The organism is Nocardioides sp. B129/18 (genome assembly GCF_055282735.1).
Genome location: NZ_JBUZJI010000045.1, coordinates 1 through 11,917, shown reverse-complemented (window position 1 = coordinate 11,917; position 11,917 = coordinate 1). Strand labels below are relative to the sequence as shown.

Genomic DNA, 11,917 nt, shown 5'->3' with positions numbered 1-11,917 from the left:
GGCGCACGCGGCCGCCGAGGAGCGTCGCGAGGCCGAGCACGCCGCCGCCCTCGCCGCGCTGACCCGCGCGGCCGCCGCGCTCCAGCAGACCTCCGCGCGCCTGGCCGGCGAGCTGGAGGACCAGGCCGTGCGCCTGGCCCGCGAGCTCACCACCGAGCTCGTCGGCCACGAGGTGCGCACCTGCACCGACACCGGCGTCGACGTCGTGCGCCGCGCGCTCGTCGTGCTGCCCACCGGCGTCCCGGTGACCCTGCGGGTGCACCCGTCGGTGGTCTCCTCCCCCGCCGTCGGCGACCTCGCCGACCACGGGGTGAGCGTCGTCGCCGACCCGAGCCTCGACCGCGCCGACGCGGTCGTCGAGAGCACCGAGGCCGTCGTCGACCTGCGCATCGGCGCCGCGCTCGAGCGCGTCCGCGAGGCCCTCGCGTGAGCCCGGTCGGCGCCGCCGCCCTCGCGGGCGTCCGCGAGCAGGCGCTCTCCGCCGCCGCGCCCCTGCGCCTGGGCCGCGTCGAGGAGCTCGTCGGCCTGCACCTGCGCGTCGTCGGGCTGCGCGCCGCCGTCGGCGACCTGCTCGAGATCGCCTCGCCGCACGGGCCCGTGCTCGCCGAGGTGGCCGCCAGCAGCACCTCCGGCCTCATCGCCCTGCCCCTGGGTCGCACCACCGGCCTCCAGGCCGGCGACCCCGTCCGCCACACCGGCGGCCCGCTGCGCATCCGCGTCGGCGAGGCCCTGCGCGGCCGCGTGCTCGACGGCCTGGGCCGTCCGGTCGACGGCGGTCCGGCGCTCGACCTCCTCGGCCTCGACGAGGTCGACGTCGACGCCACCGCCCCCGAGGCGCTCTCACGTCCGCGCATCGACACCCAGCTCGGCCTCGGCGTGCGCGCCCTGGACTCGCTGGTGCCCTGCGGCCGCGGCCAGCGCCTGGGCATCATGGCCGGCTCCGGCGTCGGCAAGTCCAGCCTGCTCTCGATGATCGCCCGCGGCACCGACGCCGAGATCTCCGTCATCGCCCTCATCGGCGAGCGCGGCCGCGAGGTCCGCGAGTTCGTCGAGAGCGACCTCGGCCCCGAGGGCCTGGCCCGCTCGGTCGTCGTCGTCGCCACCTCCGACGCCCCGCCCGTCGAGCGGCTGCGCGCCGCGTTCGTCGCCACCCGCATCGCCGAGTGGTTCCGCGACGCCGGCCGTCACGTCGTGCTGATGATGGACTCCCTCACCCGCGTCTCGATGGCCCAGCGCGAGATCGGCCTCTCCGCCGGCGAGCCGCCCGCCACCCGCGGCTACCCGCCGTCGGTGTTCACCCTCATGCCGCGCCTGCTCGAGCGCGCCGGCACCTCGCCGTCCGGCTCGATCACCGGGCTCTACACGGTGCTCGTCGAGGGCGACGACCTGCAGGACCCGATCGGCGACACCGCCCGCTCGATCCTCGACGGCCACATCGTGCTCACCCGTCGTCTCGCGACCGCCGGCCACTTCCCCAGCATCGACGTGCTGGAGTCGATCAGCCGCGTCACCGGCGCCGTGACCACCCGCGAGCAGCGCACCGACGCCGTCACCCTGCGTCGCATGCTCGCCGCGCACCGCTCGGTCAAGGAGCTGGTCGAGATCGGCGCGTACGTCGCCGGCACCGACCCCGACGCCGACGCCGCCCTGGCCCGGATGCCGCGCATCGACGCGTTCCTGCGTCAGGACATGGAGGACCAGACGCCGACCGCGCAGACCTGGGAGCTCCTCGCCGGGCTGGTGGCCCCGTGAGCCGCGGCCAGGCCCACGACCCCGGGCTGCGCGCCGTCGCCCGCGTGCGCGGCGTCCGCGAGCAGGACAGCCGCCTCGGTCTGCAGCGCGCCCTGCGCGACCTGCGCGAGCGCGAGCACGCCCTCGCCGCCCTCGAGGCGTCCCTGCGCGCCCACGGCGCCGACGCCAGCGGCGACCTGCAGTCCTTCGCCGCGCTGCGCCTCTCGCTGCTCGCCCTGCGCGACCGGATCATCGAGGCCCGCGCCGACGTCGTCGCCGCCGCGGTCGTCGCCCAGGAGGCGCACGCCCACTGGAGCTCCGACAAGGCCCGCCTCGGCGCCGTCGAGGGACTGCTGGAGCGCCGTGCCGCCGAGCGCGCCGCCGAGCGCGCCCGCGACGAGGCCCGCGAGCTCGACGACGTCGCCGGCCGGCTCTGGCTGCGTCAGCAGGGCCAGCAGGAGAGCGCATGAGCGTCTCCGAGGTCACCGCCCGGATCGCCGCGATCCAGAGCCAGCTGGCCGCCCTCGCCCCCGCCGGCGCCACCACCGGCGCCAGCGCCTTCGCCGCCCAGCTCGCCAGCGCCGCCGCCACCTCCGCGGGCGGTGCCGACGCCACCACCGCCGCCGGGTCCGCCACGGGCGGCTCGAGCGGCTCGGCAGCGACGGGCGACGCGATCGTCGCCTCGGCCCGCAAGTACCTCGGCGTCCCCTACGTGTGGGGCGGCACCGATCCGCAGAAGGGCCTGGACTGCTCGGGCCTGGTGCAGCGCGCCTACGCCGACCTCGGCATCGACCTGCCGCGCGTCTCCCGCGACCAGGCGAAGGTCGGCACCGCCGTGCCCTCGCTGGACCAGGCGCGTCCCGGCGACCTCCTGGCCTTCGGCTCGCCGGTGCACCACATCGCGATCTACGCCGGTGACGGGAAGATGATCGAGGCGCCCCGTCCGGGCCTCGACGTGCGCGTCACCGACGTCTACGAGAAGCCGACCGCGATCCGCCGCGTCGTCGACGGCGGGGTCTCGGGGGTCTCCGGGGTCTCGGGCGTCTCCGGCGCCGGCGGCGTCAGCGCCCGCACGACCACCTCGGCCGCGGGTGCGGTCTCCGGCGTCCCGTACGCCGACCTGTTCAACCGCGCCGGCGCCGCCCACGGCGTCTCCCCGCGGCTGCTGGCCGCGATGGCCCGCCAGGAGTCCGGCTTCGACTCCCGCGCCGTCAGCCCCGCCGGGGCCCGCGGCCTCATGCAGCTGATGCCGGCCACCGCCCGCGGACTCGGCGTCTCGGACTCCTTCGACCCCGCCCAGGCCGTCGACGGCGCCGCCCGCCTGATGCGCGACCTGCTCGACCGGTTCGGCGGTCGCGTCGACCTCGCGCTGGCCGGATACAACGCCGGTCCGGGCGCAGTCCTCAGGTATGACGGCGTCCCGCCGTATCCGGAGACGAAGAACTACGTCCGTTCGATCCTGTCGATGGTGAGGGCCGCATGACCGTGATCCCGTGCTCCGTGCCCGCCGCCGTGCCCACCACGGAGGGCCCCGGCGCGTTCGGCGCTGCCGCCGCGGGCGCCGACGCCTCGGCCGCGGCCGGCTTCGCCGCGCTCGTCGCGGGCCTGCTCGGCACCACCGCCGCCCCGGTCGCCGCTCCGGCCGGCACTCCCGACATCACCGCGGCCCCCGAGCCGGCGACCGCCCCGACGAGCGCTCCGACTACCGCTCCGGCAGCGGCCGTGGCACCCGAGACGGCCGACCAGCCCGCCGCGCCTGCTGACGAGGCCACCGAGCAGACCGGATCCACCGAGCAGACCGACCCCGCCCCGGCGCCGGTCGGCGACCCCGCCGCCCTCGCCCTGGCCGCCACCCTGGCCCTGGCGCAGTCCGGCCTGCCCACGGCAGCGGTGCCGTCCGCGACCCCGATCGCTCCCGGCGCCCCGGCGAAGGCGTCGGCCACCGCGACCGCCGAGACCACCCCCACCACCACCGGGACCACGGCGGCCACTGACGAGCCCACCCCGCGCGGCGAGCGCGGCGCGGTGCGGATCGACGACGCCCGTCCCGGCCTGCACCTCGGCTGGAGCGCGCACCCGGGCCGCCAGCTCGGCCACGTCGAGCGCCCCGTCGACCTCGGCACCACCACGGCGCCCGCCCCGCAGGCGGAGGCGGCCGTCACGGCCACCACGCCAGCCACGACCGCCGCCCCGGCCACCGCCCCGACCGCCGAGCCGACCGCCGAGCCGACCGCCGTCACCACCGTGACCGCGCCCCAGGCCGGGCAGCCGATCCAGACCGCGCCCGCAGCGCTCGTCGGCCACGCCGCCCCGCACGCCACCCCCGTCGCCGACGCCGTCACCGGCCAGGTGCACGGCAAGGTCGTGGCCGAGGTGACGCGCCTGGTCAGCACCGGCGGCGGCAGCCACCGGATGACGCTGCGCCTGGACCCGGGCACGCTCGGCGAGGTCCGCATCGTCCTCGCCGTGCGCGGCGACTCCGTCCGCGTCCGGCTCGCGGCCCACGACCAGGCGCACGACGCGCTGGTCGCGGCGGCCCCCGAGCTGCGGCGTCTCCTCGAGGGCCAGCCCGGCGTCGAGGCCCGCGTGCTCGTCCGCGAGCTCGCCACCGCGGCCGCCCCGGTCGCGGCCACCACCGACGCGCGGGACGCCGCGCTCACCGGCCAGGGCGCAGGCCCCGGCACCACCGACTCCGGCTCCGGCCAGCCCCACCGGGGCGCCGAGAGCCGGCAGCAAGGACCGTGGGCAGGGACGCCCGCGGCCCCGTTCGCCAGGGATGGCATCCGGGAGACGGCGCTCGCGCCCTCGCCCGGGGATCGGCTCACGTCGCGGCCCGGCCTCGACGTGAGCGTGTGAGGAGGCGGCCGTGTCGATCTCGGCCACCGAGGGCGTCGGCGCTGCCGGCGGCCTCTCGTCGCTCGTCTCGGCTCCCGCGACGACGACCAACAAGGACAAGGACATGTTCATGCAGCTCCTTGTCGCCCAGCTGAAGTACCAGGACCCGTCGAACCCGGCCGACACCTCGCAGTTCCTCGCCCAGTCGGCGCAGTTCACGTCGCTGGAGAAGATGCAGGCCGTCGCGGACCGCACCGAGATGCTCCTCGGCGCGCAGATGGCCTTCGGCGCCAGCAGCCTGGTCGGCCAGCAGGTGAGCTACCAGCTCGCCGACGGCACGAAGGGCTCGGGCGCGTGCTCGGGCGTCACGTTCGAGGCCACCGGTCCGGTGCTCGACGTGGGCGGCACGTCCGTCCCCGTCGCGAACGTCGTCACGGTCGGCAAGGCCGCCGACGCCCCGACCGCCTGATCCATCCCACCATCCCTCAAGCACCACCGTCCCGAGAGGCATCACCATGCTCCGCTCGCTCTTCGCCGGCATCTCCGGCCTGCGCACCAACCAGACCGCGCTCGACGTCACCGGCAACAACATCGCCAACGCCAACACCATCGGCTTCAAGTCGAGCACCACCGTCTTCAGCGACACCCTCAGCCAGATGCTCACCGGCGCGTCCGCCGGCAACGCCACCCGCGGCGGCACCAACCCGATCCAGGTCGGCCTCGGCGTCCAGGTCGCCGGCATCATGGGCAACTTCAACCAGGGCTCCACCCAGACCACCGGTCGCAGCACCGACCTCATGCTCGAGGGCGACGGCATGTTCGTCACCAAGATGGGCAACGAGCAGCTCTACACCCGCGCCGGCGCCTTCACCTTCGACGAGACCGGCACCCTGGTCACCCCCACCGGCGCCCGCGTGCAGGGCTACGCCCTCGACGCCTCCGGCGCGCCCACCGGCGGCCTCATCGACGTCTCCAAGACCGACATGACCAACGTGCTGCCGGCCGTGCCCGCCGGCGTCTCGCTCACCTCGTACACGATCGGCAGCGACGGCATCCTGCGCGGCGTCTTCTCCGACGGCCAGCAGCGCGACATGGCCCAGCTGGCCATCGCCGACTTCAACAACCCGATGGGCCTCGAGCGGGTCGGCCAGACCTCGTTCCGCGAGTCCGCCAACTCCGGCCCCGCCCAGCTCGGCATCGCCGCCCAGGGCACCCGCGGCAAGGTGACCGCCGGCGCCCTGGAGATGTCGAACGTCGACCTCGCCGCCGAGTTCACCAACCTGATCCTGGCCCAGCGCGGGTTCCAGGCCTCCTCGCGCGTCATCACCACCTCCGACCAGGTGCTCGAGGACCTCGTCAACATCAAGCGCTGAAGGACCGGAATTCTGTCTTGTCTCACCCCAAGAGACGGCACTAGACAGAAGCCCGGATCTCGGATTGTCTCTCGATGTAGCAGGCGTAGCCGACGACTGCGCGAAGCGTCGAAGGCGGGTCGAGATCCTTGAGCAGAACCCAGGTACTCCGAGGCGGGGCATGGGACGCCGAGCTCGTCGAGGACGAGCTCGGCTTCCCACCGCTTCCGCTCGAGCCTGCGCTCTCTCCGATCATCGCTGTCGACGGGCGCGTCGAGAGGGACGCCACAGCATGGCTGGCCGAGGTCTGGGAGCGAACTGCACGAACCCAGACTGCCGAGGGTTACGCAGAGAGCTTGCGAGTGTGGATCAACTTCCTTCTCGAGCGGAACACCAGCCTGCGAGGAGCCACACGACGCCACCTCATCGAGTTCGTCGACGCCCGAACCGTGAACCACGACACCCGGGTCGCCGGCACGACCTTCAGCCGCGATAGAACGGTCATCAAGAACTTCTACCTCTGGCTGCGCAGGACCCACGGGGTTGAGCTTCCCTTTACGCTCACCACGGTTCTCACGCCCCAGGGCCCTCGGGAGTCGATGACCGAGGGCCGCGGCATTCCCAAGGCTGCCACCGCCGGAACACCGTTAACGCCACCCCAGATCCCGGAGCTCTTCAACGCGGCCTGGCGCATCGGACCCGGCGCTGGCGAGGTCTCCAGCGCACTCGGCCCCCGTGACTCCGCCCTCATCGGCCTCGGACTGGCCTGCGGCGCGCGAGCCACCACTCTCGCCAACCTCACCATCTGGGAGCTGCCCGAGTACACCGAACCCGGACAGATCGTCGAGATGCGACTCCCCGGTTCCATCGTCAAAGGCCGTCGCGAAGTTCGAGCACCCGCCCTCGCCACCCACCTCCAGCCAGTCTGGAACTACCTCAACGGAGCGCGTGCACTCACCCTTCGCGGCTGGCACCCACGCAACCCGATCCAGGTCGCGAAGGTCCACGACCGCCCCGGAGGATTCCGCGGGATCACAGATGTCGCCGGCCGACGCCTCGCCTTCAACGACCTCACCGCGGCCGACAGGCGCCGACTCGTCACACCAGACGGCAAGCCCGCGATTCTACTGCTGTCGATGCGAGGTGGCCCCATGAGTCAGGGAGCCTTCCAAGAGGTCACCGGCGACGTCTCCCGGATCGCCGAAGCCAACGCAACGGCACGAGGCGAGTGGTTCCCCCACGTCCACACCCACGACCTCCGCCACACCTACGCCACCCACCTGGCAGCGATCTTCATGCTCGGAGTTCGATACGGCGAGCGGGGCCTCAGCGGCGATCACGGGCGCATCGACCCACTCAGCGCTGTCCGGATGGCCAGCGCCTCTCTTGGCCACCTCCGCCCCGGGGTCACTGATCTCTACGTCCAGCAGCTCGGCCTCATGTCTCTGACCTACGGCCTCGACGACTTCCTCGGACGCGCCTGATGGCCACCCGGTCGGATCGAGGCGTATCACGCCGGCGCACCGCCGACGACGCCGGCGTCCCCACGTACTTCATCACAAGCGCCGCCGTCACGCCTCAGCACCAGATGGTCTTGACTACGCAAGGCTCGACGAGGCAGACCGTCATCGGACCGTTCAGAGGACCGAGCGGACCTCGCCTTCTCGAAGTGCTGGCATCCAACCTCTATGTCAACGGCGGCACCTGGACATCCGCTCTGACCGTAAAAGCAGCGAGGACCAGGATCCGCGCGTTCCTGCGTGTTCTGGCCAACGAGTACGACATTACAGACCTGACTTCGCGCGATCTCACGCCAGCCGTGGCCTGGGAGGGTATCGACAAATCAGCATCGAGCGGAGCCGCACGCCGGCTCGCCCGACGATTCCTCGCTGACGCCTTCCCAGCAATCCGCTCCGACGGGTCTGAGTTCAGTGCGTATCTCCTCGCACGAACACTACCGGTCGACAGCCACGCGGTCAGGGGCTACCCACCAGAGGTCGCGGCAGCGATCGAGACCGTTGCCAAGCGGTACGTCTTCGAGTGGTACCGAAAGCATCGCGCGGCGGTCGAGCAAGCCTTGGGCGGACTACCCAAGGACTGGTTGTGGATCCCCGCAGCCCGCCTGCACAGCGGCCCGAGCTGTCCCCCACAGTTCAAAGTGTCACGATCAGAGCTAGGTGCAGCGATGGCACTCGCAGGCCTCGCGAGTGACGTCGGCGCCAACCTAGCGGTGATCCAATCGATGACCGCAGACTCAGTCGAGCGCAGCAGCGCGACCACCGCCTTCGTCGGGAGCGTGAAAGCGCGCAATCAGACGGTCCTTCGCACGCCAGCCGATGCAGGAAGCATCTTCTCCTTCGGCGGTCTCATCGAGTTCGTGACAGCAGCTACCCGAGTGGAGCGAGCATGTCGCAGCACGGGAGCCGACTTTGACCGACTGCTCTTCGTGGCGACGGACGATGAAGACGTCGCCAATTGGCAGACCGTCCAGAGTTGGTGGCTTTCGACCACACACCACTGGCCCGACCCGAAGATCACGCGGCCGTCGTCTATCAGCTTTCGCCGCCTCCGCAAGAGCGCCCTGCTTCGTGGCGCCACTCACGGCACGACGATCATCGGCCAGAGCCGCAGCACCCGCCGCCTCTACCTCGCCGATGCTCTGCCCGACGCCATCCTCATTCCTGGCATCGTGCAGACCCAGACGGACGTCACCACCTTCTGGCGCGCCGAGATGACCGTGGACGACCCAGAGGCTTCCGAGAAGCTTGGATCCCTCACGACCATGGACGTCGGCGTTGCGGTCTGCGGAAGCAACGGGAAGTCGCCCACCAACCCGAAGCTCGACTGCGGGCTCGGACCCTTGTCTTGCTTCGTATGTCCTAATGGCTACCGAACTCCGGAGGTCATTCCCGGACTCCTGGCAGCCGTCGAGCTCGCCGAGGACGTCCGCGACACGAGCCCCACGGAGTGGCTCGAGGGCGAGGCTCCTGCTCTCCACCATCTCGCGAAGCAGGCCCTCGCCCAGTTCCCGCAGGCAGCGGTCGCGCAGGTCCCCCGGACGACCATCGACAACGCCCGCGCGCTCGTCGCTTGCGCGATGCGAGAAACCCGATCTCGTGACTGAGGCAAACGCACATCGCGTCGCCGCGCTGCACCGGGAGCACGCGAAACTCGACGTCTATCCCGCTACGGATCTTCGCACCGTCGTCCGCGACTGGGGCAACGTCAAGGCTCCCGTGTACTTCGACGAGGATCGATGGGACCTCGAGGGCTACCCGTTCGTCAACCAACTGACCCGCCAGCTCGACTTCACCCAGGTACCTGGGAACTGGCGCCGGCCTGTCAAGGCCTGGACGCTCATGCGACTGGCGCCCTACGTCGCTGCCGACCCCCGTTCTGGACTCGATACCACGGCAGCGATGGCAGCCGCGGCAGCCAGCCAGAAAGCCATCAAGCCTCCGAGCGCAGCGGCCTACGTTCATGCCCTTGGCGCATCCTTCGACGTGCTCAATCAGGTTCCGCTCCGGAGATTGGGACCTGCCGACTGGAACGACTTCGTCGCCCGGATGCGCCAGACCCATCCGAACGCATCCGCATCGGCGCTCGCAGGTTACGCCCGACCTCTGCACAGCGTCTGGTCCTACCGAGCGGTGCTGAGACTCGGTGAGGATCTCTTCGGCGGCGCGCCCATGGGTGGCAAGACGGTCGAGAAGGTCTTCGCCGTCCCACAGCGGCTGCTCAACGCGGAGCGACCTGACGCTGAACTGGTCGGTCCGATCCTGGGGCTGTCGCTGTGGATCATCGACAACTGCGCCGATGACATCCTTCGGCGTCTCGAGATCCTTCATCAGATTCCCGATCGAACCGGACTTTCCAGAGAAGACCAAGTGGCCGCGGTCAGCGCCCTCCTCACCGCCTGGGAGCGAACCGGACATCCCTTCCCTGCTCAGCCTGCGAATCATGGGACGAAGCTTCCTGGAGCGGCGTGGTCCCACTTCGTAAGGCTTGCTGGCGCCGACAACCTCGCTCTGAGAAACCCGATTCAGCCCGCTCGAGGCCAACTGGAAGAACTCGTGGCAAGCCGCGGACTCGCTCAGCAACCCGACATCTTCACCGGAATCTTCGGTAGTCCGATCAGCCAAGTCACGGCTCTGGACGGGACGCGCAAGCCGTGGATTGATCACCTTCCGCCGACCAAGTTCAGTCTCGGTCTCGATCACTGGTCCATCACCTTGGCTTACGCCTGCACCGCCGTGATCACGATCCTGACCACTGTCAGAGACCGCGAACTTGCGGCCCTCCCGCTCGACTGCCTCCGTCACGACACCATCCCTGCAAGCCGGGACGGACATCCCGACGTCCCGGTGACCCTGATGAACGGCTACCTGGTCAAACAACGCGACGTTCCGGTCAGCACCTCGTGGGTCGTGGGAAAGGACGTCGCTCGAGCTGTAGAGACCATCCAACGCCTTCACAGGCTCCTCGGATTGCCGAGTCAGATGCACCCGACCACCCACAAGCCCGTCCTCATGCATCCCGGACTCGGCCGAGGACGAACCCGCACGAAGGCCGGCGAAAGCCTGCAGTTGCGCCTCGGATGGTTGACCTGGCTGCAACGATCGTCCGACCACCTCGCCGCGCGTGGGCTGGTCAAGCCACTGCCGGCACTCCCCGAATGGCTGTCACACCGCGTCTTGCGCATCACCGGCATCGAGGCCTACGCCAGCCGACCGTGGGGTGACGCCCTCGCGGCTCGCCAGGCCCAGTGGTCAAACCGCACCGTGGCCGAGGGCTACTTGGGGCACCTGCCTCGATCCGTGTACATCGCTGACCCCGACTCAGCCCAGGAGGCCATCGGCCTGGCACAGGTCCGCACACTCCTCGACGTCAGCCTGAACCTCGAGGACGGATCGGAATCACTGGCCGGCAACGGAGCAGAGCGGATCAGGCAGAGATTGGCCGAATCCGGATTGACCCGAGTCAAGAACGGTGCTCTGACGACCAAGGAGGCCAATCGCCTCGCCTCGTCCACCCGCGGCAAGCTCCTGATCGGCGAGCTCACCGTCTGCGCCCCGGGCCCGGGCGGGCTCTGCGGGAGCGACGAAGAGGCCGAATGGCTCCTCTGCCGCCCCTACGCCTGCAAGAACTCGGGAATGCTGAAGGTCCATCGCGCCCGCTTGGAGTTGCGCCGGCGATCGTTCATCGGCCACGACGACCTCCGAGCACGCGCCCTGAGGAAGATCACAAAGGACGCTCCCGGCTTGGCCGACGAGTTCGCGTCATGGAGCGACGCCGACCTCCGCCAGCTCGTCCTGGAAGACCTCCCCGTACCAAGCCTACGAACCGACCCAGAGGACCGCCAATGAACAACCGCCAACTGGCCTCGGCCCTTGAAGAGGCTCTCACCGACGACTCACCCGGCGTCCCACTCAAAGCCCTCGTCGGCGCAGTCGTCATGGCGATGCAAGGAAGCACTCCCACCCGCGCTGGCATGGCGAGGGTCGGCCGGTACTCCTACGGCGCCTCCCAGAACAACTACCCGACTCTCTTGACGGCGCTTATCGACAGGATCCCCGCGATCCTCTCTGACATGACGGTCGACGCCTCGGACCACGACAAGACCGTTCACCTCCAGCAACAGGTCACCGAGCGGAACAACACCATCGGCAATCTACGGCGTGAGCTTGTCGACCTACGTGACCGTCACTCGAACCTTCGTCTCTACACCCTCGCGATGCACGCCGAGCTCAGCCGAAATGTCGGCGATGGACCTGACCTCGCCCCCGTTCTCAATCTGACACCAGGCCCTAGATCCCTCGACCACGTTCGCCCGTTGCGGAACGGTGAATCAGACCACCCCACCGAAGAGCAGGATTCATGAGCGGGGGCCGCGCCATCCCACCGGCGAACGGCGACCGAGAGGCACCTACCAGCGTCAGCGATCGGGACTGCTGCACGATCAGGTGACAGGTTGGGTTAGGCCGCCTGGGTGGCGGTTG

At 70.6% G+C, this 11,917-nt stretch carries 11 protein-coding genes; all 11 read left to right on the top strand.

From position 1 onward, the window contains the following. On the top strand, window positions 1–430 hold a 430-nt coding region (locus tag ACZDWJ_RS19290), incomplete at its 5' end, for a FliH/SctL family protein (protein WP_463523742.1). Then, window positions 427–1,752, top strand: a complete 1,326-nt coding sequence (locus ACZDWJ_RS19285) for a FliI/YscN family ATPase (RefSeq protein WP_463523740.1) — start codon at window positions 427–429, stop codon at window positions 1,750–1,752. The genes ACZDWJ_RS19290 and ACZDWJ_RS19285, both read left to right, overlap by 4 nt. Continuing rightward, on the top strand, window positions 1,749–2,201 hold the full coding sequence (locus tag ACZDWJ_RS19280) for a flagellar FliJ family protein (RefSeq protein ID WP_463523738.1): 453 nt from the start codon (window positions 1,749–1,751) through the stop codon (window positions 2,199–2,201). The genes ACZDWJ_RS19285 and ACZDWJ_RS19280 overlap by 4 nt, the downstream gene beginning before the upstream one ends. Then, window positions 2,198–3,214 carry a transglycosylase SLT domain-containing protein gene (locus tag ACZDWJ_RS19275; RefSeq protein WP_463523736.1) on the top strand — a complete coding sequence of 339 codons (1,017 nt, stop codon included), beginning with the start codon at window positions 2,198–2,200 and terminating at the stop codon, window positions 3,212–3,214. The genes ACZDWJ_RS19280 and ACZDWJ_RS19275 overlap by 4 nt, the downstream gene beginning before the upstream one ends. Next, window positions 3,211–4,587: a flagellar hook-length control protein FliK gene (locus ACZDWJ_RS19270; RefSeq protein WP_463523734.1), complete on the top strand. Its 1,377-nt coding sequence runs from the start codon at window positions 3,211–3,213 to the stop codon at window positions 4,585–4,587. The genes ACZDWJ_RS19275 and ACZDWJ_RS19270 overlap by 4 nt, the downstream gene beginning before the upstream one ends. A gap of 10 nt (window positions 4,588–4,597) precedes the next feature. Then, the gene (locus ACZDWJ_RS19265) at window positions 4,598–5,035 is read left to right on the top strand and encodes a flagellar hook assembly protein FlgD (RefSeq protein ID WP_463523732.1); all 438 of its coding nucleotides are present in this window, start codon (window positions 4,598–4,600) and stop codon (window positions 5,033–5,035) included. A gap of 46 nt (window positions 5,036–5,081) precedes the next feature. Further along, window positions 5,082–5,939, top strand: coding sequence for a flagellar hook-basal body complex protein (locus ACZDWJ_RS19260; RefSeq protein ID WP_463523730.1), 858 nt, complete (start codon window positions 5,082–5,084; stop codon window positions 5,937–5,939). A gap of 128 nt (window positions 5,940–6,067) precedes the next feature. Then, the gene (locus tag ACZDWJ_RS19255) at window positions 6,068–7,402 is read left to right on the top strand and encodes a site-specific integrase (RefSeq protein WP_463523728.1); all 1,335 of its coding nucleotides are present in this window, start codon (window positions 6,068–6,070) and stop codon (window positions 7,400–7,402) included. A gap of 185 nt (window positions 7,403–7,587) precedes the next feature. Then, on the top strand, window positions 7,588–9,042 hold the full coding sequence (locus tag ACZDWJ_RS19250; protein ID WP_463523726.1) for a hypothetical protein: 1,455 nt from the start codon (window positions 7,588–7,590) through the stop codon (window positions 9,040–9,042). Next, the gene (locus tag ACZDWJ_RS19245; RefSeq protein WP_463523724.1) at window positions 9,035–11,284 is read left to right on the top strand and encodes a hypothetical protein; all 2,250 of its coding nucleotides are present in this window, start codon (window positions 9,035–9,037) and stop codon (window positions 11,282–11,284) included. The genes ACZDWJ_RS19250 and ACZDWJ_RS19245 overlap by 8 nt, the downstream gene beginning before the upstream one ends. Next, window positions 11,281–11,799, top strand: a complete 519-nt coding sequence (locus ACZDWJ_RS19240; protein ID WP_463523722.1) for a hypothetical protein — start codon at window positions 11,281–11,283, stop codon at window positions 11,797–11,799. Before ACZDWJ_RS19245 ends, ACZDWJ_RS19240 begins: the two co-directional genes overlap by 4 nt. The last annotated feature ends 118 nt before the right edge of the window (window positions 11,800–11,917 follow it).